Source organism: Nitrosospira sp. Nsp18, assembly GCF_900103145.1.
Taxonomy (GTDB): Bacteria; Pseudomonadota; Gammaproteobacteria; order Burkholderiales; family Nitrosomonadaceae; genus Nitrosospira.
This window is the reverse complement of record NZ_FMWY01000009.1, coordinates 56,728-80,217: the sequence shown is the minus strand read 5'-3', so window position 1 is coordinate 80,217 and position 23,490 is coordinate 56,728. Positions and strand designations below refer to the sequence as shown.

Genomic DNA, 23,490 nt, shown 5'->3' with positions numbered 1-23,490 from the left:
CGGGATAGCGTGAAACCAGACAGACGTTTGCGACAGACTCGCACAGTTTATTCGTTCTTTACGAACTGAACGGATTACTTGACGGGGAATATGGAGAGGGGCACAATCTCTATCCCTTCATTGCTTCGCTCCAGTATCTTGGGGATAAATAAAATAAGGAAAAACAAATGCATACATGTTCTCACGCTGTGTTTGGATGTATGGACTTTCGGATTCAGGGCACAATTGAAAAATTACTTGAGCACCTGAATGTTAAAGAGGGAACGTTTGATCGAGTGATATGCGCCGGGGGCGCGGCAAATAAAGAACAGCTTGAAACTCATCTGGGGCTTTCGAAGAGGCTGCATGATAGCCACGTGGCTGTGCTCTCCGTTCACGAGGACTGTGGCGCCGGTGCGGTAAAGGAGGACCTTTACAAGGCGGCGGATACTGCCCGTTCGCTTGGATTCGAGCCAAAACTGTTCTATATCAAGCTCGATGGAACCTGGGAAGAAGTTCAACCCCAGGGAGTTTCCGGATAAGCCTGAGTGTATGCGAGGCAGTTTTACGGACTCCAGGAGAAGGGATTTCCTGAGACGTAGGAGCCCGCGCATACGCCTGTTGCGGGAGATGCGTGGGGTAAGGACCGGAACAGACTCCCGCGCGGCATCCCGGCACTGCCGAACCCGACGGTGGCTTATTACGATGCTTTGGGGGCGCCTCCTTTCGGCTTGGAGCCTGGCACAGCAGGCAGCTTGCAGGGAGCGCCCTTTCACTCCGGGTTCCAGCGGACGTTCACTGCGTTACGCTTCCTGGCGTTGCTCTTTACGAATAGTAAGTGCGAGCTTTCGTCGTGCACGCCTGATCAGTTTGAATAGTGCGGTTCTGCCATCGATGAGCGACGTACTGGGAACTTCTTCAGAGGCGAGGTTCTCTAAACAAAAGGAGAAGCGGGCTTGCGTTATATCAGCCAGATTACGCGTAATTCGGTAGCGATGATACTGGCGGGCGGGCGCGGCAGCCGTTTGCGACAGCTTACAGACTGGCGTGCAAAGCCGGCCATGCCATTCGGCGGCAAATTCCGTATTATTGATTTTCCTCTCTCCAATTGTGTGAATTCCGGCATCCGGCGTATCGGAATTGCAACACAGTATAAAGCGCAGAGCCTGATCAGCCATATTCAGCACGGCTGGGGATTTCTTGATGGGCGATTCGATGAATTTGTCGAGTTATTGCCAGCTCAACAGCGCATCGAAGAAACCTGGTACCAGGGAACCGCCGATGCGGTGTATCAAAATATCGATATACTTCGAGTTCATAATCCGGATTACGTGCTGATCCTGGGCGGTGATCACGTTTACAAAATGGACTATGGCAAGCTGCTTGCCGATCATGTCGAAAGGTCCGCCGAGATGACGATAGCCTGTCACGACGTACCCTTGGAGACGGCAGGTGGGCTTGGGATAATGAGCGTCGATGACGAATGGCGCGTCAACGGTTTCGAAGAAAAGCCTGCAGTTCCCACAGCCATTCCCGGCCAGCCTGGGCACGCGCTTGCGAGCATGGGTATCTACGTGTTCAATGCGTCATTTCTTTTCGAACAGCTGATTCATGACCATGATGACGAGCATTCGTCCCATGATTTCGGCAAGGACATGATTCCGCGCCTGGTGCCTCGCGGAAGGGTATTTGCCCACCGCTTTGTCCACAGTTGTGTCAATATGGCGTCGGGTGTGCCGTATTGGCGTGACGTTGGCACCATTGATGCCTATTGGGAGGCGAACCTTGATCTAACCCGTATTACGCCGGACCTCAATCTATATGACAAGGATTGGCCAATCTGGACTCACCAGGAACAACTGCCCCCCGCCAAGTTTATTTTCGACGACGATGACCGGCGTGGACAAGCGCTGGATACAATGGTTTCTGGGGGGTGCATTATCAGTGGGTCAACCGTGCGCCGCTCGCTATTATTTTCAAATGTACAGGTACGCAGCTACAGCAGTATCGAGGATTCAGTAATATTGCCCAACGTGGACATCGGCCGGAACGTGCGCCTGAGACGCGTCGTTGTGGACAAGAATTGTATAATTCCTCCTGGGTTGATGGCTGGTTTTGACCCGGAGGAGGACCGCGAGCGCTTTTATGTCACCGAAAATGGCATTACGCTTATTACTCCGGAAATGCTGGGGCAAAAAATACATTATGTCAGGTGATAAACAAGTTGAAATAAGACAGCGAGGGCATAAGGCAAATAATTTATGCCGATCAAGCAGGTTCCGCCCCGACCGCAGGGCTTGTCCAGACGACTCCTTCCATCAGGTCAGATAGAAATGCAACCAATACATTTAGTCTTGCTGTGGCATATGCACCAGCCGGATTACCGCAATTACGAAACTGGCGAATTTACGTTGCCATGGGTGTATCTGCACGCCATCAAGGACTACAGCGACATGGTGGCCCACCTTGAAGCACATCCGTCCATGAAGGCGGTGGTTAATTTTGTGCCGGTACTACTGGATCAGCTTGAGGATTATGCGGCACAGTTCGCGTCGGGTCAGTTTCGGGACCCGCTCTTGCGTTTGCTGGCGACGCCCGACCTGGAACAGGTTTCTGCGCGAGATCGCATACGGGCGTTTGACAGTTGTTTTCGCAGCAATCATGTCACCATGATGCAACCCTACCCAACGTACAAGCGGCTGCATGATATGCACGAAACGTTGCGGGCACGCGGAGAGGCTGAACTGTCCTATCTTTCGGGGCAGTATCTGGCGGATCTGATCGTGTGGTATCACCTGGCGTGGACAGGCGAAAGCGTGCGCAGGACCAATGAGGCAGTAGTGCGATTGATGACGCAGGACAGAGGCTTCACCCATGCCGACCGGATAGACTTGCTTAATGTGATCGGAGAGTTGATACAGGGATTGATTCCTCGCTATCGCAAGTTGGCTGAGTCAGGCCAGATCGAATTATCCACCACGCCGCATTACCATCCCCTCGCCCCGCTATTGATAGACTTTTCTTCCGCGCGCGATAGCATGCCCGAGGTGCGACTGCCGGTCGAAAGTACTTATCCTGGAGGGAAAAACCGTGTCGCGTTTCAGTTGACGTCAGCTATCGAGAGTCATGCGAGTCGCTTCGGAATAAGGCCCGGCGGCGTATGGCCTGCGGAAGGCGCGATATCAACTGCAATGCTCGAGATTCTGGCGGACCACGATTGTCAATGGAGCGCCAGCGGCGAAAATGTGTTGGCGAATAGCCTGCGCAAGTCGTATGGGGGCAGACCCTTGCCGGAGCGAGGCCGCTATCTCTACAAGCCCTACCATCTGGAGGGTAAGGCCAATAGCGTCACATGCTTCTTTCGAGACGAAAAACTATCCGACATGATTGGCTTTGAGTACTCCAAGTGGTTTGGACGAGATGCCGCCGAGCATTTGGTGCACTCTCTCGAAGATATCGGCCGCAATGCACTATCGGGAGAAAGTCCAGTGGTAAGCATTATTCTCGATGGCGAGAATGCGTGGGAATACTATCCTTACAACGGCTATTACTTCCTCAATGATCTCTACGGAATTCTTGAAAACCACCCCGCAATCGAGGTGACCACTTATAAGGATTATCTGGGAAGCATAAAGCAGGCCGACGTCGTCCGCTTGCCGATATTGACGGCAGGGAGCTGGGTATACGGAACATTTTCTACATGGATCGGCGATCAGGACAAAAACTGTGCCTGGGATTTACTCTGCGCGGCCAAGCATAGCTATGACCTAGTGATGCAAAGCAGACGCTTGACCGAGGAGGAAAGAGCTAAAGCCGAACGGCAACTCGCTTCCTGCGAAAGCTCCGACTGGTTCTGGTGGCTAGGTGATTACAATCCGCCGAACGTAGTATCGAGCTTTGACCAATTATTCCGCGACAATCTGGCTAATCTTTATTCCTTACTGAAATTGCCGGTACCCGTATCCGTACATCAGCCTATCAGCCACGGCGGCGGCGTTGTGGCTCAAGAGTCGGGCGCAATGCGGCGCGCCTCTTGAAGGGAACCGGTAGCGCATTATTGCCGGCGCAAGCCCGAGAGCGGCATTTCGACCAGGAAAAGTCGAGTTGGTTTTCCAGGCCACATGATGCAACCTGATGCATTTCACCTGACCAGCGCCAGCCTGGGCCGCGCGTAGCGGCACAAGTGAGTGGCTGAGCTTTCTCTCGAGGAGAACTCGATGTCCCGACCCGTCTCCCTGCTTTTCGGCGTTCATGCTCACCAGCCGGTCGGCAATTTTCCAGAAGTGCTGGCTGACGCCCACCTGCGCTGTTACCGGCCTTTTCTGCAAGTCCTTCACCGCTATCCCAGCTTTTGTTTCGCGGTGCATATTTCCGGCTGGCTGCTGAATTATCTGTTTGATCACTATCCCGAAGACATGGCGCTGCTTCGGGAGATGGTGATGCGCGGTCAGGTCGAGCTATTCGGCGCAGGCGATACAGAGCCGGTCCTGGCCGTGATTCCCAACCGCGATCGCATCGGGCAGATCCAGACATTTTCCGATAAGCTGGAGATGAAGCTGGGGCAACGCCCGCAAGGTGCATGGCTGACCGAGCGCGTGTGGGAAGCAACGGTAGTTCCCGCGTTAGCAGATTGTGATATCCGCTACGTGATCGTGGACGATTATCATTTTCTTTGTGCTGGCAAAACAGCGGCGGAACTGGATGGTTATTTCACTACCGAAGAGGACGAGCGCAAACTCGATCTGTTTCCCATCTCCGAAGCGTTGCGTTACCGGCTGCCGTTTTCTCCGGCGGATGAAGCGGTAGCGTACATAGAGTCTCTGGCTGAAAACAGTACAGCCGGGCATGGCAATGCCGCCGTCTATTTTGACGATATCGAAAAATTCGGTATCTGGCCAGAAACTTATCAGTGGGTATATGAAAAAGGCTGGCTTGATAACTTCATTCAAGGAGTGCTGGCGTCGCCCATAATTCGCACCCAGCACTATCGGGACTATCATGCCGTCGAGAAAACCCGGGGTGTAGTGTATCTCCCAACCACTTCATATATAGAAATGAACGAGTGGACACTTCCTGCAGGGCCTGCCAATGTTTATGCCGACCTTGTGCAGCAGGCCAAGGCGGCGGGCTGGTATGACGGCAACAAGGCGTTCCTGCGCGGTGGCATCTGGAAAAATTTTTTTTCGCGCTATCCGGAATCCAACTGGATGCACAAGCGCATGCTGGGCCTTTCCAGGCGGCTTGCCTCGCTGCCGGAGCGGCAACGTAGCGTCGCCATGAAGCATAAGCTGTATGAGTCTCAGGCCAACGATGCATATTGGCATGGCTTATTCGGAGGCTTGTATCTCCCTCATCTCAGGCGCGCGGTATTTAAAGCCATCGTCGAGCTGGAAGCGATGCTCGACGCCTGCGCCCCCCGCCCGGCAAGATTTTTGGAAGATACTGATCTCGACGGGACCGAGGAAATGTATTTGCAGACCGGTAAAATCCAGGCGGTATTGAAGATGGATGACGGAGGCGTTATCTGCGAACTGGATTCCTATCTGCTGACGCATAATTTTGGCGATACGTTGCGGCGCCAGGGCGAGCATTATTATCGCAAAATCCATCAACGCGAGGATAACCCGCATGAGCACAGCAATGCCGGAATTGCCTCGGCGCATGAACGGCTCAGCTTCAAGGATAAGATAACTGCCGGGGATATGGTGGCTGACGATCATGCTCGGGGGTTGTTTGTGGATCGCTTGAATGATGATTTTATAACCTATCGGCATGAACCATCCAATGGTGATGATTCAGTCTGCCAGACGGAGGTGTATTCGCAATACGTAAAAAAAAGTATCACCCTTGCGGGCAACTGGTTGCAGGTGTCATATTTGTTCGCCGCTGAAGCGGAGGGCATATTTTGTACCGAGATCAACCTTGCAATGCCAAGTTGCGATGGCTGGGGGGGGCGCTATATTTATCGGGGACAAATTCCGGGTGGTTTCGGTCAACTACTCGAGCTGTCTTCTATGACCGATATAACGCTGGATGATGATGTGCTGGGAGGAAGCGTCGAACTGAAAGCATCTGTTCCAGCCGATTTACACGCGCAGCCTTATTATTCGGTATCACAGTCGGAAGAGGGATTCGAAAAAATCATGCAGGCTGTGACTTTGAAATTGCAATGGCCGGTAACAGTTGGAGCGTTAGTTGTCTCGCTGGCAATCAATGCACGACAAATGTCGTGACGGGACATTTTCTGTAACCGCGGTGGACCGGTCGGAATTATACAAATGCTCAAGTACAAACGTACAAACGTGCAAAAAGAAAAGCGGCCTGGCGGCAACTCATCCTATAGGTGCGGTTATACATAGTCTGGCATACTCCGCTTTCAACGGCGGCATCACAGTTTGATTCTCACCTTAAACCCATACAGGCGGCCTGGTCCGGGTTGTAGAGTTATAGCGGCATTCGTAAATTTTCTGGTAAAATTGCGAATTCTCAAAGAGCCCAGCAAGGATCCGTCATGACCTATGTAGTAACAGAAAGCTGTATCAAGTGCAAATACACTGATTGTGTGGATGTGTGCCCGGTGGATTGCTTTCGCGAGGGGCCTAATTTTCTGGTAATTGATCCCGATGAATGTATTGACTGCACTCTGTGTGTGGCTGAATGTCCAGTGGATGCAATTTATGCCGAGGATGACGTGCCGACGGATCAACAGCATTTCACGGCGCTCAACGCCGAGTTATCGAAAGCATGGAAGCCCATCATCGAGAAAAAAGACTCTCCCCCCGATGCCGACGACTGGGCAAAGGTAACCGGGAAACTGGACAAACTGGAACGCTGATCCGGCAGCGGTCGCTTTTTACCGCATGTCCTCCATTCTGAATTTCCCCCAAGTTCTTCTGACGGATTTTTTTGCCGGCCGTGACGTCGGCTCAATGGACGGTGTCACGGTCGTTACGCCTAACCGGCGGCTCGCAGCTACACTGAAACGCGAGTTCGACCGGACGCGGTCAGCCGAAGTCATCTCTGCCTGGGATTCGGCGGATATCCTGCCGATCTCCACATTCATCGAACGTTTCTACGAGGATGCGCTTTACTCCGCGCAAGCCTCTCACCTGCCCGCGTTGCTCAGGCCTGCCCAAGAGCAGGTGTTATGGGAGGACGCCATTGCCCGTTCGGATACGGGCACGGTTTTGCTTGCCGTCGCGGAGGCTGCACGGCTAGCTCGCGAGGCATGGCAACTCGCCCATGCATGGCGCCTCACCCCGCAGCTCGCGAATTTCCCGCTGAATGAAGATGGCAAGGCGTTTCGGGATTGGTCGCGATACTATGAGGAAACAACCCACCGCGCACGGCAGACCGATCGTGCACGGCTTTGCAACCTCGTAGCCGAGCTGTGCCTGCGGCCTGAAATCAAAAAACCGAGGCGCTTGATCTGCTATGGTTTCGATATCATTACCCCGCAGCAGGCATCTTTGTTGGTCAAGCTTGAGGATGCAGGTTGTGAAGTAATGCTGGCGCAACCGCAGCCACAACGGTCATCGCAAAATCCCGGTTCGCGACGCGTGCAATATGACGACGCCGGTGAGGAGATTTATCACGCGGCTGCTTGGGCGCGGGCACGAATCGAAGCAAATGGCTCGGCTCGCGTTGGCGTCGTCGTTCCGGCCTTTTCAGAGCACCGAAGCACCATCCTGCGCATCTTCAGTTCGATGATGGAGCCCGATATCCAGCGATCACTACCGGGTGCAGCCAAGCGCGTATTGCCGTTTAATGCATCGCTTGGTAAGACTCTGGCTTCGTATCCTTTGATAAACGCCGCCTTCCTGATACTCGAACTCGGCAAGGGAGAAATCGGATTCGAGCGCACAAGCCTCTTGCTCCGATCGCCTTTTCTCAGCGGCGGCGAAACTGAAATGGCACAGCGCGCAAGGCTTGATGCTCAACTGCGCAATCGTACCGAGCCCACAATTACACTTGAACGGCTGCTTGCTCTTATCGAGCGCGAACATGACGGTAAAAGCTGCCCGGTTCTAGCGAGGGTTCTAATCGCCTATGCCGAGTTCCGCAAAGTAAAGCTACGCGGTTCGCAAGCGCCCTCAGCGTTGGCCAGGGTCATTTCCGAGGTGCTGAGGATCATGGGTTTTCCGGGCGAACGTGCTCTGGATTCGGCGGAATATCAGATATTGAAAAAATGGCATGAGGTTCTCGCCGACTTCGCTGCCCTCGACGGCGTTATGCCGCACTCTAGCTACGGCAAAGCACTATCGCGTCTGCGCCATATGGCTGCCGAGGTGTTGTTTCAGCCTGAGACCCCGGATGTTCCTATCCAGATACTTGGCGTTCTCGAAGCTGCCGGCATGACGTTCGATCATCTTTGGGTAATGGGCTTATCTGATGAAGCGTGGCCGCCACAGCCGCGTCCCAATCCTTTTCTGCCGATTGAACTTCAGCAAGCCGCCGCATTGCCGCAGGGTTCGGCCGGCGCTTCCCTGGCGCTTGCGTCCCGGCTTACCAAAGCCTGGTTCTCGGCGGCGAACGAAGTTATCCTGAGTCACCCACGGCATGGGGACGGCCGCGATGGGCGGGCGCTCGCACCCAGCCCGCTGATAGCGGATATTGCCGTTTGCGAGCTTGAACTACCCGATTATGCAAATCACCGCGATCTGATCCATCGCGCCGGACGGCTTGAACGCATAAAAAATGACGAAGCACCGGCAATAGATGCAGGCAACGGCGCTAGCGGTATGGCCAATGGCGGCATGGCGGTGATAAAAGATCAGGCGGCCTGCGCATTCCGGGCTTTCGCTATCCATCGACTGGGTGCGTCCGGAACAAAAGCGCCGGGCATTGGGCTGGATGCAATGCAGCGCGGCATACTGGTGCATCATGTACTCGCGCAGGTCTGGGGTCAGCTCAAAACCAAAAATGCGCTTGACGCCATGAGTGATGACGATCTTGGAGCGATGCTCATGCAGGCCGCGAAAGACGCGACCGCACATATCCATCGCGACCGTCCGACTACGCTTTCGGGTCGTTTTGCGGTGATCGAGCAGCGGCGCCTGGTGCGATTGGCCCACGAGTGGCTTAATGAAGACAAGAAGCGGAATGACTTTGCGGTCATTGCTATCGAAGACAAACGCAGCATCGAAATCGGCGGGCTTGAACTGACGACGCGTCTCGATCGTGTAGACGAGCTCAGCGACGGACGCCGCATTGTCATCGATTACAAAACGCGGGCGCCATCGGTGAGCGCCATGCTTGGCGAGCGTCCGGAAGAACCGCAACTGCCCTTGTATCTCATTACTGCCGAACCAGCCGCGGTTGCGGTTGCATTTGCGCAGGTTAAAGCGGGAGAGATGCGGTTCACTGCACTTGCGCGTGATGGCGACCTGCTGCCGGGTGGAAAAGCGCTGGGCGAGTCACGCTTGGCGGATCAGCATGAATCGTGGGAAGACCTGGTTGCGGCCTGGCATGCCGATCTAGCCCGTATCGCGGCCGATTTCATCGGCGGAAATGCCAAAATCGATCCCAAGACCTATCCGCACACTTGCCGCTACTGTGACGTGCGATCCGTTTGCCGTATTTATGAGCGGGCAGGGAAGGAGTTTACCGAGCAGGAAGAGGAGGGATGAGCAGCACATCGCCTTTGTTCCATACGGAACTCGCGCCGCACTTGGCGTCCGGTCCGGCCCCGGACTTTGCCGAGCGGCGTCGTGCACTTGATCCGGCCCATTCCTTTATTGTTCAGGCGCCTGCCGGATCAGGCAAAACCGGGCTTCTGATACAGCGGTATCTCAAGCTGTTGACGCTTGTGGATGAGCCGGAAGAAATCGTTGCGATTACATTCACGCGAAAAGCGGCTGCAGAGATGCGTGAACGATTGATGGCGGCGCTTGTGCAGGCCCGCGATACGTCATCTTATCCGTCTGAAATGCTTCAAACGGAGTACGAAAGGCTGACACGGGAGCTGGCTGTCGCTGTCTTGCAGCGGGACGAACGGGCTGGCTGGCATATTCTCGATAGTCCGGCCCGATTGCGTGTCCAGACATTCGATTCACTGTGCGCATCGCTGACGCGGCAGATGCCTGTGCTGTCGGAGTTCGGCTCTCAGCCAGAAACTATCGAGGACGCGTCTGATTTATATGCCGATGCAGCGCGTGCCACCATTGGTCTTGTCGAGGGGAACGATGTCGTGGCGCAGGATGTCGAGCATTTGCTGGAGCATCTCGACAATGATGCGGCACGCGTTGCTATATTGCTCATCGGAATGCTGGCGCGACGCGATCACTGGCTGCGGCATATTCACGGCAAGGACCGCGATGAACTGGAAGGGGCGTTGAAGAACGCGCGCCGTGATGCGCTCCGGCGCTTGTGTTCACTATTTCCTGCCTCGAGCCGGGACGAACTGGTTGAGCTGATGCGCTACTCCTCACGCAATCTGGCGAACAGCGGCAAGGGTTCGTCCGTCGTCGACTATGCACAGCTTTGCGAACTCAGCACGTTTCCTGGCGATGACGAGGGAGATGTTCCCTGCTGGCATGCCATTGCCGAACTGTTGCTCGTAAAAGAAGGCGCATGGCGCAAGCGACACACCATAACAGAGGGTTTTCCCCCGGAGCCCAAGGCCAGAAAAGCCATGGCGGACTCATGGAAGGACAGGGTGCGGGCATTGGTTACGCATCTGGCTGAGCAAGATGACAGCGCGCTTTGCCTGGCGTTATATGACATTCGTGAAAAGCTTCCGCCCCCTGCTTACACCGAACGGCAATGGCAAGTGCTTAGCTCGATAATGCGACTGCTTCCGCGCGCAGTGGCGCAGCTCAGGCTTGTGTTTCAAGCCCATAACAAGGTGGACTTTACCGAGGTCGCGCAGGGCGCCCTGCGAGCGCTCGGCGAACCCGAGATGCCTACCGATCTTGCACTCGCGCTCGATTACCGTATTCAGCACTTATTGATAGATGAGTTCCAGGATACATCGATCAGCCAGTATGATCTGGTCGTGAAATTGACCGCCGGATGGGAGCCGGGGGATGGCCGCAGTGTCCTGGCGGTCGGCGACCCCATGCAGTCCATCTATCGATTCCGCGAGGCTGAGGTTGGGTTATTCCTCCGCGCCCGCGCAGAGGGAATAGGTAATGTCGCATTGCAGCCGAGCGCTCTTTCCGCTAATTTCCGATCACAGCGAGGCATCGTCGATTGGGTCAATGCCACGTTCTCGCAGGTAATGCCGGAGCGGGAGGATATCGCCCTTGGAGCGGTATCTTATGCACACTCCATCGCAACGCGCAGCGTGCTGGAAGGCACAGGGGTCAGCGTTCATCCGTTTTTCAATGATGACCACGCAGCCGAGGCGGTAAAAGTGGTGGAGATCGTCGCGCAAGCACAACGCGATGATCCCGGCTCCACCACGGCAATTCTGGTGCGCAACCGTAGCCATCTCGGTGAAATCATACCTCGGCTGAAGGAAGCCGGCATTCGCTTTCGCGCGATAGAAATTGAAGGACTGGCGCGCAGACCCATCGTTCAGGATTTGCTGGCGTTGACCCGCGCACTGGCGCATCCTGGCGATAGAATGGCTTGGCTCGCTTTGCTGCGCGCGCCATGGTGCGGCCTCACGCTCGCGGACATGCACGCACTTGTATCGGTGCATTCCCAACCCAGTATTGGCGATATTACTGATGCGGTCGTTAGCGACACCCAAGCAGACGGGAGAGATAGCGCGGCAAAGCCACCTGATCGTACAGTGTGGGAATTGATCAATGATGACGTTTGCATGGCATCGGTTTCCGCCGATGGTTATGTCCGGCTTCTACGCGTGCGGAAAGTATTGGTGGAATGCATGGCTCACCGTTGCCGCCAATCGCTGCGTGACACTGTTGAGGCAGCATGGCTTGCGCTGGGAGGCCCCGCCTGTATTGAAGATGCGACAGATTTCGAAGATGCCGCTGCCTATCTTGATTACCTCGAAGCAAACGAAAACGAAAGCAGCGTTCTCACCGTCGTTGCCTTGGAGGAAGGGCTTGTCAGGCTTTTCGCACTGCCTGACGTAAAAGCGGACGATACCCTGCAAATCATGACGATCCACAAGGCCAAGGGCCTGGAATTCGATCATGTCATCGTACCCGGTCTTGGCCGGTCATCGCGCGGCAACGATAAGAAGCTATTCATGTGGATGGAGTATTTACGGCCTGCGCTTGCTACGGAAGAGCCAAGCGAAGGTAACGACTTATTGCTCGCGCCGATTCAGGAAACGGGTGGGGAGGCTGACCGCATTTACTCATGGCTGGAGAAACTCGACGGTGAAAAAGAACGCCTGGAGGATGGGCGCTTGCTCTACGTGGCTGCAACACGTGCCAAACAGCGCCTGCATCTGCTGGGCAGCGCGGGTGTTCGCGAAGGGGGCGGCCCTTTTGAACTGAAGTCGCCTGCGGGAAAAACGCTGCTGAGTAAAATCTGGCCGATGGTAGAGCCTATTTATGCAGAAGCTGCGGCACAAGCGATGTCTTCAGGCGCGTTATTTGCCGCTGATGATAAAGAGCCGCGCGCGGTAGGTGAATACGCGATCGATCAGTCTCTCCGGCGTCTTGTCTCGGGTTGGACACTGCCGGCCGCGCCGCCCTCGATACAGTGGAGGGCTCAGCAGCAGGTATCGACGATTCAGGGCGAGATCGAGTATTCATGGGCGGGGGAAACGGCGCGCATTATCGGCAACATCGTACACCGCTGGTTACAGCGTATCGCCGAGGACGGGTTGGAGAACTGGGGCTCGGCGAAGATTCTCGAGTTGCGGGATGTTTTCAAGCGTCAATTCGCTGCCCACGGCATGAGCGGTAATGAGGGCGATACCGATGCGGCTGTCAAACGGGTAATAACCGCTCTTACCCATGCGGTAAGTGACCGGCGGGGACAGTGGCTGCTCGGCCCACAGCGGGATGCTCGCAACGAATTGCGCATGACAACGATAGCCGAAGGCGAGTATATCGATCTCGTTATCGATCGTACCTTTCGCGATGAGAGCGGCCAGCGATGGGTGGTGGACTACAAGACCAGTAGTCACGAAGGCTCGGACCTGGAAGGCTTTCTCGACAGCGAGCAGGAGCGCTATCGCGCCCAACTCGACCGTTATGCGGTGCTTATGCGCTCGCTCGATGGCCAGCCGGTGAAGCGAGGGCTTTATTTCCCAATACTGAAGGGATGGCGGGAGTGGGGCGATACGCGGTAAAGTGCCTTTCTGGCAGGCCATCCTGAAAGCGCCGTCGCGCACCCGTGAAGAAGAGAGCTGATTCAGCGTTTTCCGAAAAGCGATGAGTTTGCTGAAGAGAATGAAGCCGATCAATAATGATCAATAGTGAAAAAGATAAACAGCTTTCTGTACTTGCAAACTAGGGAGAATTCATGCGACTGCTATTCTATGCCTTCGGATTTCTGACGCTCGCTGGATGTGCGGCGGGTACGACTGGCGCAACCGCGGCAGCAGCACCATTGCGACCGGAACTCGAAACTTTCATCGGCCAGATGGTGGAACGGCATGGATTCACCCAGGCTGAACTCGAAAGTATTTTCCGCATGGCCCAGTTTCAGCCGGCCATCGTCAATGCGATTTCGCGCCCCGCTACCTCCAAGCCATGGTATGAATTCCGTCCAATGCTTGTTACCCCCCAGCGTGTCACCGATGGCGTTGTCTTCTGGAACAGCCATGCGTCGACCTTGGAGCGGGCGCGCAAAGAGTTTGGCGTTCCTGAAGAAATCATTATTGCCATAATCGGTGTCGAAACAAACTATGGCGTACAAACCGGTAAGCATCGCGTGCTGGACGCGTTGACCACGCTGGCGTTCGATTATCCGAAGCGTGCTGCTTTCTTTCGCGACGAACTGGAACATTACTTGCTGCTGGGGCGGGAACAGCGTTCAGACCTGCTGAGCATCAAAGGTTCGTATGCAGGGGCTATCGGCGTCCCGCAATTCATGCCCAGCAGCTATCGGCGATATGCCGTGGATTTCGATAATGATGGCAAGGTCGATTTGTCGGGCAGCACGGTGGATGCGATTGGCAGCGTCGCCAATTATCTGAAGGGCTACGGCTGGGAAACAGAGCAAGCGATAGTCGCGTCCGCCCTCGTCAACGGCGAAAACTACCGGGAGGCAATATACACAGGGGAAAGACCAGCATATACCGTGGAAAGAATGAGAAAATTGGGTATTGCGCCGCAAGTCGCCCTACCGGGTGGCCGCCAGGCTACGCTGATCGAACTGGAAAATGAAACCGGAAACGAACATTGGCTGGGTTTCAATAATTTCTACGTCATCACTCGTTATAACCGCAGCGTGAATTACGCCATGAGCGTGCTGCAACTGGCTGACGAGATTCGCGCGGCAAGAAATTCAAATTGAAATTGCTTGTGCAAGATTTTGACTCTCCATTCGTATTGGTAGTCATTCCAGCATTCCGCTCGGGGAAAATGCTGCCCGAATTATGTAGTCGATTAGGGAAGATACTCGATTTTTGAAATAGCTGCCCAGTTTCGCTATTTATGCGGTGCCAGAAGGAAGACACTTTCCTGTAACCGACTCAAGCCACGTTCCTGAAAGCATGGTTCTTGCGCGAGCACGTCCATTTGCGACAGTTGGCGTATCGTGAATTGCTCGTGGTAGAGCGTTTCGACTTCGTTCGCAGAAACCGCAAACGGCGGGCCCGCCATTTCCAGTTGGGGATAATCCAGAGTGATCAGCAGGATTTGCGTTGCAGGCGGCAGGATGCTCAACAGGTGATCAGCATAACGTTCGCGCATTTCAGGCGGCAGCGCGATTAGCGATGCGCGATCGTACACCGCGCGCGTTTTCGCCAGGTCGTGTTTGCTCAATTCAAAAAAATCCCCACACAGGATTCGGATGCTGTTCGCATCATAGCGGTCGAATTTTTCGCTGCTGGCGTGGTTCGGGATGTAGCCGTTCTCCTTGAAGAATGCTTGCACTGCGACCGCACTGGTTTCCACACCTAGCACCGCATATCCGTGTTCACTCAGCCATAACATATCCCGGCTTTTGCCGCACAGCGGCACGAACACTTCGCTGTCGGCGGCAAGATGTAACTCCTGCCAGTATTGGCGCAAATACGGATTAACCTCGTTTTGGTGAAAGCCGGTTTCTTCCTGCTTCCAGCGTTCCTGCCAATAATCTTTTTCCATTTTTATATCCTGATCACTCGTGCAGCGCAATACGCTACGCTTATTGCCGCCCTTACACATTATGTCCCTTTAACAAGTAACGCCAACCAGTGAGCTATTTTTCTGAATATGTAGAGCATTCAGGTTGCGGTTATGGTTGTGCAGTTACGGGTGCAAGTTGACCGAATGCGGAGACATGGTCCGCTCCAGCATGATACCGATTTTGTCGCATATTGCGTGATTTCATGGCTGAGTACCAGCAACAGTACATACTGGAGCCGGGTAGGGGCACGGTGCATATAATATCGGCGAGCGGGGGAAAGCTTTTTGCATCACGCGACTTGAGGGAGGCTGACGTCATCATGCAAGATGTCATCCTCGCGTATGGACGTCCAGGCGATTCCCCTCGCGGTATAGCAATGAACCCACTAGAAGCGTATGGCTGATATAAAATAGGCTGAAATATTCAAGTACATTTCATGAGACGGGCGAAACCGGAGATTGAATTGATCGAATGATGAAAGCCGTTAATGACCAGCCAGGATAAAAGACATGCGGATGCGGTCCATCCCCCTATGGACGAACATGCAAATGCAGGCCAGGCGCTGCGTGAGCGTCTGAAAGAAATTACCTGTCTCTACGAGATTCGACGGGGCTTGGGGCCGGAATTATCAGTGGATAACGTCTGCCGTCAGATTTTTGAGCACCTGATACCGGCCATGCAATTCCCGGAAATCGCTACCGCCGTGATTGAACTTGATGGCAGGCCCTTCACTTCTGACAATTACGGCGAGGGCCGCAAGCACGAACTGCACTCGAAGATTAACGCCAACAACGAGCTCTGCGGCCAGTTGCGTGTGTTCTATCCGGAAGATACGCCATTCCTGGTGCCGGAAGAGCAGCGGCTCATCGACGCGGTCGCGACCGATTTGGAGAGGTGGTTTGAGCGGAAACAGATCGACGAGGCGCTGCGCGAGCGTCTTAAAGAAATCACCTGTCTCTACGAAATTCGCCGGGGTATGGGGCTGGAACTGTCGGTGGATAATGTCTGCCAGCAGATTTTTGAGCACCTGATACCCGCCATGCAATTCCCGGAGATTGCCACCGCCTTGATCGAACTTGATGGCAGGTGCTTCACCTCTGATAATTACGGCCAGGGCTGCACACACGAACTGCAATCGAAGATTAACGCGAACAACGAGCTCTGCGGCCAGTTGCGTGTGTTCTATCCGGAAGATACGCCATTCCTGGTGCCGGAAGAGCAGCGGCTCATCGACGCGGTCGCGACCGATTTGGAGAGATGGCTTGAGCGCAAACGTCTGGAACAGACACTGGTTTCCATAGCAGAAGAGCACCAGCGTTCGATCGGCCAGGAATTGCACGATAATCTCGGGCAGCAGATTGCGGCGATTGGATATCAAGCCAAGGCGCTGGAAAAAAAAATATCCGTATCGGGAAGTGGGGATGTGGCAACGGTTGCCGCGTCCATCGCCGCCCAGGCACAGGTCGCCGTGATGCAATGCAAGCAGCTCGCGCAGGGGTTGCTTCCGTTTGAGCTGGAGACTAATGGCCTGATGGACGCGTTGCGGGAATTCGCTTCGAGAATCGCAGTTACCTATAAGATTACCTGTGATTTGATATGCAAAAATAATGTCATTATCAAGGATAAGAATTTTGCGCTTAACCTTTACCGGATTGCTCAGGAGGCTACCAATAATGCGATACGCCATGGCCGCGCGCAGCATGTGACAATTTCGCTGATTTCAGAGGAAGGAATGCTCCGCCTATCGATACGCGATGACGGCGGCGGCTTTGCCGGTTTTAACAAAAAAAATGGGGCGACCCCGGGGATGGGTATTAAAATTATGCAATATCGCGCCAGGCAGCTTGGCACGATATTGGAATTCCTGTCACACCCCGAAGGGGGAATGGAAGTGCGGCTGGAAATGCGAATGGTGTAGGAGTTTCCCGGTATGTCGGCCTTGAAAGCACAAGTAATGCTGGTGGACGATCACGCCATGTTGCGGCATGGTATGGCGATGCTCATCAATCTTGAGCCGGACATGGAGGTATTTGGTGAGGCGGGCGACGGCGAAGAGGCATTAGCCACCCTCAAAACGGGGCAACATGCCGATATCGTTTTAATGGATGTGTCTCTCAAAACCCTCTCTGGTTTTGAGGTCATAAAAAGCATACACATTCCGATGCCGGCATTACCCGTACTCGTCGTTTCCATGCACGACGAGGGCGTGTATGCTGAACGCGCTTTGCGGGCGGGCGCGCGTGGCTACGTGATGAAGCAGGAGCCGGGTGAAGTGCTGATAACTGCGATCCGCGAGGTGTTAAGGGGGAATATTTATCTGAGCAAGCCCATGCACGTTAGGCTGTTGAACCGGGTGGCGACCGGAAATTCGGAATCTGAACCGTTGGTCAACAGTCTGACCCCGAGCGAGTTCGAGGTACTGCACTTGATCGGATCCGGGCATAGCAGTCAGGAAATTGCCAAGTTGCTTAGCCGTAGTATTAAAACTATCGAAACGCATCGCTTCAACATTCGTACCAAATTGAACCTGAAAGACGGTGCGGATTTGATACGTTATGCCACCCACTGGATTTCCGAACCGCAATAGCAGGCATTGCCTTGGGTTTTACGTCAGATTGTCCGATGTTTCTGTCTGGTTTTCTTGGGCGACCCATATACTGTCAACATTTATATAGCAACTTCTGCCATATAAAAGTTGTATAAGGGTTTCCCTTAGCAAAAAACCAGGGTTTCCCCAATATATTTGGTGGTATGAACCGAGTTAGCATGAAGCTACCTTCATTCTATTTGGGTTCCATCGTGAAAACAAAATCAGGAACATTCGTTGTGATCTTGTCTGCGCTTGGCTTGTTGGCTTCCTGCGCGCAAATGAGTCCTCTCGAAGCGCAGAATGACAATATTCACAGAGCTGGAAAGAGCGCGAAAACTTATGCCGACCACGATAAACTGGCGAAGCAATACCAAAATACCGCCCAAGAAATGCTGAAAAAGGCGGAGGAGCAAAAGAAACTGCTTCAGCATTATGAAGAAAAAAGCTATCTTTATGGCAGACAGGCACAAGATAAACAATCGCATACCGCAGCTTTGCTGCACAAATACAAGCGAACCGCCGAGGAAGACATAAAGCAGGCGGCCTTTCACCGGCAAATGGCATCAAAACTTGCCCCGCGCGATTACGCCACGCCGGCGGAAAACCGGCGGGAGCGAAACCACGAGAGCAACGCGATGGTGGAATCTGATCCCAACGAGCAGATTTGAAGTTTCAGCACTCCCCTGTAAGGCTGGGTACGCGCTGAATCAGGAAACATGACGAGCGTTTCGCTCAAGTTTTGCGGGAACCGATAAGCGATTAACGCGGTTGCGTTGAGGCTTCAGCTAGATGTAGATTGGCTGAACGCCACAACGTGATCCGCCTCCAGCCTGATACCGATTTTCTCGCCTATTGCATGGTTATGGTGGCTAGGTACCAGTGATAGGGCAGTTCCACCGCCGGGCAGGCGCAGCGTGTACATGATGTCGGCGCCGCGGAAAGCCTTGTGCATCACGGCGGCTTGAAGGGGGCTGGCGTCATCATGCACAATGTCATCCGGGCGTATGAGCACATCCACGGGATTTCCCTCGCGGCATAGTTGGCAGTCCGGCATGCATTGATGCGGGACCTCTCCTGCCAGCGTCCCTAACTCGATTTCCACGTGATGCGGATCCAGTATTTTGCCGGGGAGAAAAACGCCCTGGCCGATGAAATTTGCAACGAACCGGTTGGCGGGCCTGTGATAGAGGTTGTAGCCGGTATCCCATTGCTGGATTTCGCCCTGGTGCATGACACCGATCTCGTCGGCAATGGCAAAAGCCTCGTCCTGGTCATGTGTCACCAAAATAGCCGTAGCATTCTGACTCTTGAGAATGTCGCGCACCTCCAGGCTCAAGCGGCCACGCAGTGTCACATCCAGATTGGAGAAAGGCTCATCCAGCAACAGCAAATCAGGCTTCGGCGCCAACGCCCGCGCGAGGGCCACGCGCTGTTGCTGACCGCCCGAGAGTTGATGCGGATATTTACCTCCTACATCAGCAAGGCCTACGGTTTTCAATATCTCGTGGATGCGTGCCGCGCGCTCCGTTTTTTGCATCCGATGCAGGCCAAAGCCAACATTGGCCAGAACGGTGAGATGAGGAAATAATGCATAGTCCTGAAACACCATGCCGATGTGCCGCCGTTCCGGCGGCAAGACAAAACCTGCGCTACTTATGACTACGCCATTGAGCGCAATCTCTCCGGTCGAGATGGGCTCAAACCCGGCGATACATCGCAATACCGTTGTCTTGCCGCACCCGCTCGGCCCCAGCAGGCAGCCGATGGCGCCTTTTTTTAGCACGAGCGATAAGTCGTTTACGACTGTTTGCCGGCCATAGGCATGCCGGATATTTTTGAGCTCAAGCAGCGCGTTCATGGGCAATCGTTCAAATCAACTTTCGGTTTGCCGCATAAAAAATATCAGGGGAAGCAGGCCTGCCAGTACCAGCGTCACGGCAGGTAATGCGGCCTGCTCCCATTGGCCTTCCGTCGTCATTTCGAAAATCCGCACGGAGAGGGTGTCCCAGCCAAAAGGCCGGGTCATCAACGTGATGGGCATCTCTTTCATGACATCCACGAATACGAGCGCGGCGGCGGTGAATATTCCACCCTTCAGAATGGGCAAGTGTACGCGGCATAGTGTTGCCCATCCGCTCAAACCAAGTCCCATGGCTGCCTCATCGATACTGCCGGTCACACGCTGCATGGCGCTGTCTATGGGGCTGTGGCTGACGGCGAGAAAGCGCGTCATATAGGCAATCAGCATCGTGAAAAGAGTGCCTTGGATGAGCAAACCGGTTTCTATATGAAATAACTGCATAGCCATTTCGCTCAGCCAGCTATCCAGCCAGGCTATGGGGATGAAAATTCCAACCGCGAGAACGGCACCGGGCAGAGCATATCCAATAGTGGATATGCGCACTGCGCCGCGAGTGGCGGTGTCCGGGTAACGTCGCGCGGCGTAGACCATGAGCAGCGCGACGGCACAAGTGAGTAGGGCGGCAAAAGTGGATAATAGCAGCGAATGCCAGAGAAATTCCACGTAACGCTGGTCGAAATCACGTTCGACAACGCCCACGGCCCAAATGCCCAGTTGCATGACCGGCAACAGGAACGCAAAAAAAAGCGTGCCTGACGCAAGCCCTGAAACCAGCCATGCGCGCCAACCGGAGAGCGGGATGGGAGTCGCCTTTGCACTTTGCCTGGTTTCGGCATAGCGCATGCGTGAACGAAATTGCTGCTCCACAATTATCACGGCAAAAACGATGACAATCAGCAGTGAGGCGAGCTGGGAGGCTGCGGTGAGGGAAAACATCGCAAACCAGGCTTTATAAATAGCAGTGGTGAAGGTATCGTAATTGAAAACCGCTACCGTACCGAAATCGGCAAGCGTTTCCATTAGCGCCAGCATTGTCCCGCCTGCAATCCACGGGCGCGCCATGGGCAACGCCAGCTTGAAAAATCCTTGCGTGCGATTAAAGCCTAGCGACTGGGCAGCCTCCAGCGAGCGCTTGCCTTGAGTGAGAAACGCATTTCGCGCCAGCAAATAAACATAAGGATAAAACGCCAGGACCATGACAATGATAACGCCCAGCCTGCTGCGTATATCCGGAAACCAGAATCTATCTGGCCCCAACCAGGCGCGCAGCGCCGTTTGCACCGGGCCGATGTAATCGAACAGGCCCAAAGCCACGAACGCGGTAACATATGCGGGAATGGCAAGCGGCAGTAATAATGCCCACGAAAAGAATTTACGACCGGGGAACTCGCACACCGCGGTAAACCAGGCCAGGCTCACCCCCAGCAATGCAGAACCCGCAGACACGCCCACGGCGAGCCAGAATGTATTGACCAACAGGCCGGCCAGTGTCGTTTCAACCAAGTGTTGCCAGACATCGCCTGCCGGTACGAACAAGGACGAGATGACCGTGCCAACGGGTACGAGCACTACCGCAGCTACCAGAAAGGGGATTAGACGCCAGCCGTGTGAGACCCGATAGGCGGAGCTTGAGGCGCTTGAAAAGCCATTTTTCGTGCCTGAATCAGTCTCCGTTGAGCTAAGCGTTTCATCTCTCACATCCTTGACGCCTTATCGATAGCCCGCGCGATCCATCAGTTTTACCGCTTCTGCCTGCAATTCCCCGGCTGTGGTTACGTTTATCGTATTTTGCTTGAAGGTGCCCCAGGCTGCGACAGCGGGGTCGGGCTTCACCCTGGGGTTGACAGGGTATTCCATATTCACGTCGGCAAAGAGATTCTGGGCTTTTTCCGATGACAGAAATTCAAGCAACCTGCTTGCGGCGGGTGCGTTATGCGCGTATTTGGTAATCCCCGCCCCTGAGATATTAACGTGAACGCCGCTGCCTTCCTGGTTAGGCCAGAAAATCGCAAGTGGCAATGCCGGGTTTTTTTGCATCAGGCGGCCATAGTAATAGCTGTTGGCTATAGTGACATCGCATCGTCCCGCGGCGACGAATTCCATTGCCTTGGTTTCGTCGGACAATGGATCGATAGCGAGATTGGCGACCCAGCCTTTGATAATTTCTTCGGTCCTGACCGCGCCATGCTCAGCGATCATCATCGCGACCAGCGACTGGTTGTATACTTTCTTGGAAGTGCGCAGGCACAACCGTCCTTTCCATTGAGGCTCAGCCAGCGCTTCGTAGGTAGAAAGATCCGAAGGCTTTACTTTCTGTGTGTTATATATGATAGTGCGGGCCCGCACGGACAGGCCGAACCACTGATTTTGGGGATCACGGAGGTAGGCGGGAACATTTGCGTGGAGCGTTTTTGACTCGACAGGTCTTAACAGTCCTTCTTGAGCGGCCTCCCACAAATTGCCCGCATCCGAGGTGATCAGCATGTCGGCAGGTGTGTTTTTTCCTTCCGCCTTGAGGCGCGCCAGCAATGGGCCTTCTTTGTCAGTGACGAATTTTACGTTGATGCCGGTATCTTTGGTGAAAACGTCGAACATTGGTTTGATGAGCTGTTCGATCCGGGCGGAATAGACTACTACTTGCTCTGCGTGAGATGCGCTGGCGCCAAAGAAAATGGCACAGCAAAATATTGCAGTAATATATTGGCTGAAGAACCGTTGAATAAGCCTCCGAGTTTTCCCACCAGGGCGTGAGGGCGACCTATAATGTATTTTATAGGTAAAATGGGATATTCCCTGCATCGCGATCCCCGGCATCATCGTAGAAGCGTACGATGATGCCTCCGTCGGGACCCTTGTCGTCCTCCCGATTTTTCCGGTAAAGTTGCCAGCCATGCGCTCAATGCAAGTCTTGTTCAGATATTTTTTTAACCAGGCATTTAACATCGTTATTTACTCCGGATATCAACAGTGAGATCGATCAAATCTTATTATAAATGATAATAATTATCAGTAGAGCATCGCATTAAATATACCATGGATAAACTACAGCCGAGTCCGCCTAATATTCGCTTGCAAGAGCTTCTTGCTATTCCGGAAAGACAGCGTACCGAGGCCGAATGGGATGAGATCAACGAGCTTGAAATTACGCTTACTCCCGTCAATCGCGCCATGACTTCCGAGCGAAGCACCTCGGAGCGGAACAACGCAGAGAGAAACGCTTCGGAACGAAACGCCTCGGAGCGCAGTTCTTCTGCTGAGCGAAACGTGCGGCGCAAAGGGATGCCGACCCCTGATCAGTTCAAATCCCGTGATGGTACACAAGGGAAGCGCCCCCTGAAAAAGCTTCGCAAGAGGCCGAAACCAGCCACGCCGCAGTAACGGCGCCTGCAGCGGGATACGCCTTACGGATAGCCATCATGACTTATTATTTATTTTATCGAAGAACGTCAACGGGAGATTTATGCAACTTACCACTACCCCGAGCATAGAGGGAAAGCGCATCACGAAATACTGCGGGGTCATCGCCGGCGAAGCGATCCTCGGCGCCAATTTGTTCAAAGACCTCTTTGCCGGAATCCGTGACCTTGTGGGAGGACGCTCCGCAACCTATGAAAAAGAGCTGCAGCGCGCGCGGGAAATCGCACTTGACGAGCTACAGCGACGCGCTCAGGACCTCGGTGCAAACGCGGTAATCGGCATTGATATCGATTACGAGATAATGGGCAAGGAAAATGGGATGCTGATGGTTTCGGCTAGTGGAACGGCGGTAATCGTTGAATAAGCGCTACGAAAACGCAACTCTCCGAATTCACCAAGCCTCTATCGACGGATGAAAGCAGGTTTTACTTGCGGGTAA

General features: G+C 54.1%; 18 protein-coding genes. 14 read left to right on the top strand and 4 right to left on the bottom strand.

Annotated elements, in window-relative coordinates:
* Positions 1-167: 167 nt before the first annotated feature.
* The 8 genes from BLS94_RS06095 to mltB all read left to right on the top strand — a co-directional run bounded on the left by BLS94_RS06095 (position 168) and on the right by mltB (position 14,367).
* Positions 168-521, top strand: coding sequence for a carbonic anhydrase (locus BLS94_RS06095; RefSeq protein WP_090958546.1), 354 nt, complete (start codon positions 168-170; stop codon positions 519-521).
* Between the two features lie 414 nt (positions 522-935).
* The gene (gene glgC, locus BLS94_RS06090; protein WP_256325303.1) at positions 936-2,195 is read left to right on the top strand and encodes a glucose-1-phosphate adenylyltransferase; all 1,260 of its coding nucleotides are present in this window, start codon (positions 936-938) and stop codon (positions 2,193-2,195) included.
* A gap of 117 nt (positions 2,196-2,312) precedes the next feature.
* On the top strand, positions 2,313-4,016 hold the full coding sequence (locus tag BLS94_RS06085) for a glycoside hydrolase family 57 protein (RefSeq protein WP_090958628.1): 1,704 nt from the start codon (positions 2,313-2,315) through the stop codon (positions 4,014-4,016).
* A 180-nt stretch (positions 4,017-4,196) separates the two neighbouring features.
* Positions 4,197-6,212: an alpha-amylase/4-alpha-glucanotransferase domain-containing protein gene (locus BLS94_RS06080; protein ID WP_090958543.1), complete on the top strand. Its 2,016-nt coding sequence runs from the start codon at positions 4,197-4,199 to the stop codon at positions 6,210-6,212.
* Positions 6,213-6,490: 278 nt separating this feature from the next.
* Positions 6,491-6,814 (top strand): ferredoxin FdxA, encoded by a 324-nt coding sequence (gene fdxA / locus BLS94_RS06075; protein ID WP_025040257.1) that lies wholly within the window; start codon positions 6,491-6,493, stop codon positions 6,812-6,814.
* A gap of 25 nt (positions 6,815-6,839) precedes the next feature.
* Complete coding sequence (locus BLS94_RS06070; RefSeq protein WP_256325302.1) at positions 6,840-9,608, top strand: PD-(D/E)XK nuclease family protein; 2,769 nt, start codon at positions 6,840-6,842, stop codon at positions 9,606-9,608.
* Positions 9,605-13,198: a UvrD-helicase domain-containing protein gene (locus tag BLS94_RS06065; protein WP_090958540.1), complete on the top strand. Its 3,594-nt coding sequence runs from the start codon at positions 9,605-9,607 to the stop codon at positions 13,196-13,198. The genes BLS94_RS06070 and BLS94_RS06065 overlap by 4 nt, the downstream gene beginning before the upstream one ends.
* Positions 13,199-13,371: 173 nt before the next feature.
* Positions 13,372-14,367, top strand: a complete 996-nt coding sequence (gene mltB, locus BLS94_RS06060; RefSeq protein WP_090958537.1) for a lytic murein transglycosylase B — start codon at positions 13,372-13,374, stop codon at positions 14,365-14,367.
* A gap of 134 nt (positions 14,368-14,501) precedes the next feature.
* Here mltB and BLS94_RS06055 read toward each other — a convergent pair whose 3' ends face one another.
* On the bottom strand, positions 14,502-15,161 hold the full coding sequence (locus tag BLS94_RS06055; RefSeq protein WP_090958623.1) for a thiopurine S-methyltransferase: 660 nt from the start codon (positions 15,159-15,161) through the stop codon (positions 14,502-14,504).
* A gap of 224 nt (positions 15,162-15,385) precedes the next feature.
* Between BLS94_RS06055 and BLS94_RS06050 the strand changes: the two genes are divergently transcribed.
* From BLS94_RS06050 to BLS94_RS06035, 4 genes are all read left to right on the top strand, one after another.
* A complete protein-coding gene (locus tag BLS94_RS06050) occupies positions 15,386-15,586 on the top strand; it encodes a hypothetical protein (RefSeq protein WP_090958535.1) in 201 nt (66 codons plus the stop codon).
* An 84-nt stretch (positions 15,587-15,670) separates the two neighbouring features.
* A complete protein-coding gene (locus BLS94_RS06045; protein ID WP_090958531.1) occupies positions 15,671-17,101 on the top strand; it encodes a sensor histidine kinase in 1,431 nt (476 codons plus the stop codon).
* A 12-nt stretch (positions 17,102-17,113) separates the two neighbouring features.
* Positions 17,114-17,770, top strand: coding sequence for a response regulator transcription factor (locus tag BLS94_RS06040; RefSeq protein WP_090958527.1), 657 nt, complete (start codon positions 17,114-17,116; stop codon positions 17,768-17,770).
* A gap of 179 nt (positions 17,771-17,949) precedes the next feature.
* Positions 17,950-18,441, top strand: a complete 492-nt coding sequence (locus tag BLS94_RS06035) for a hypothetical protein (RefSeq protein ID WP_256325301.1) — start codon at positions 17,950-17,952, stop codon at positions 18,439-18,441.
* A gap of 113 nt (positions 18,442-18,554) precedes the next feature.
* Here BLS94_RS06035 and BLS94_RS06030 read toward each other — a convergent pair whose 3' ends face one another.
* From BLS94_RS06030 to BLS94_RS06020, 3 genes are read right to left on the bottom strand one after another with little or no spacing between them, the layout of a single operon-like run.
* Positions 18,555-19,631, bottom strand: coding sequence for an ABC transporter ATP-binding protein (locus BLS94_RS06030; RefSeq protein WP_090958524.1), 1,077 nt, complete (start codon positions 19,629-19,631; stop codon positions 18,555-18,557).
* Between the two features lie 15 nt (positions 19,632-19,646).
* Entirely contained in the window at positions 19,647-21,332 is a 1,686-nt protein-coding gene (locus BLS94_RS06025; protein WP_090958520.1) for an ABC transporter permease, read from the bottom strand.
* Positions 21,333-21,344: 12 nt separating this feature from the next.
* A complete protein-coding gene (locus BLS94_RS06020; RefSeq protein ID WP_256325307.1) occupies positions 21,345-22,331 on the bottom strand; it encodes a Fe(3+) ABC transporter substrate-binding protein in 987 nt (328 codons plus the stop codon).
* Positions 22,332-22,667: 336 nt separating this feature from the next.
* Here BLS94_RS06020 and BLS94_RS06015 point away from each other — a divergent pair, with 336 nt between their 5' ends.
* A complete protein-coding gene (locus BLS94_RS06015; RefSeq protein ID WP_090958517.1) occupies positions 22,668-23,012 on the top strand; it encodes a hypothetical protein in 345 nt (114 codons plus the stop codon).
* A gap of 82 nt (positions 23,013-23,094) precedes the next feature.
* On the top strand, positions 23,095-23,415 hold the full coding sequence (locus tag BLS94_RS06010) for a heavy metal-binding domain-containing protein (RefSeq protein WP_072767154.1): 321 nt from the start codon (positions 23,095-23,097) through the stop codon (positions 23,413-23,415).
* The last annotated feature ends 75 nt before the right edge of the window (positions 23,416-23,490 follow it).

Bases quoted from the DNA above. Each gene is read 5' to 3' on its own strand.
- BLS94_RS06095 (WP_090958546.1), top strand. From the start codon at position 168: ATGCATACATGTTCTCACGCTGTGTTTGGATGTATGGACTTTCGGATT.
- BLS94_RS06010 (WP_072767154.1), top strand. From the start codon at position 23,095: ATGCAACTTACCACTACCCCGAGCATAGAGGGAAAGCGCATCACGAAA.
- BLS94_RS06045 (WP_090958531.1), top strand. From the start codon at position 15,671: ATGACCAGCCAGGATAAAAGACATGCGGATGCGGTCCATCCCCCTATG.
- BLS94_RS06055 (WP_090958623.1), bottom strand. From the start codon at position 15,161: ATGGAAAAAGATTATTGGCAGGAACGCTGGAAGCAGGAAGAAACCGGC.
- BLS94_RS06030 (WP_090958524.1), bottom strand. From the start codon at position 19,631: ATGAACGCGCTGCTTGAGCTCAAAAATATCCGGCATGCCTATGGCCGG.
- BLS94_RS06050 (WP_090958535.1), top strand. From the start codon at position 15,386: ATGGCTGAGTACCAGCAACAGTACATACTGGAGCCGGGTAGGGGCACG.
- BLS94_RS06070 (WP_256325302.1), top strand. From the start codon at position 6,840: ATGTCCTCCATTCTGAATTTCCCCCAAGTTCTTCTGACGGATTTTTTT.
- BLS94_RS06080 (WP_090958543.1), top strand. From the start codon at position 4,197: ATGTCCCGACCCGTCTCCCTGCTTTTCGGCGTTCATGCTCACCAGCCG.
- BLS94_RS06085 (WP_090958628.1), top strand. From the start codon at position 2,313: ATGCAACCAATACATTTAGTCTTGCTGTGGCATATGCACCAGCCGGAT.
- fdxA (WP_025040257.1), top strand. From the start codon at position 6,491: ATGACCTATGTAGTAACAGAAAGCTGTATCAAGTGCAAATACACTGAT.
- BLS94_RS06035 (WP_256325301.1), top strand. From the start codon at position 17,950: ATGAAGCTACCTTCATTCTATTTGGGTTCCATCGTGAAAACAAAATCA.
- BLS94_RS06065 (WP_090958540.1), top strand. From the start codon at position 9,605: ATGAGCAGCACATCGCCTTTGTTCCATACGGAACTCGCGCCGCACTTG.
- BLS94_RS06015 (WP_090958517.1), top strand. From the start codon at position 22,668: ATGGATAAACTACAGCCGAGTCCGCCTAATATTCGCTTGCAAGAGCTT.
- mltB (WP_090958537.1), top strand. From the start codon at position 13,372: ATGCGACTGCTATTCTATGCCTTCGGATTTCTGACGCTCGCTGGATGT.
- BLS94_RS06040 (WP_090958527.1), top strand. From the start codon at position 17,114: ATGTCGGCCTTGAAAGCACAAGTAATGCTGGTGGACGATCACGCCATG.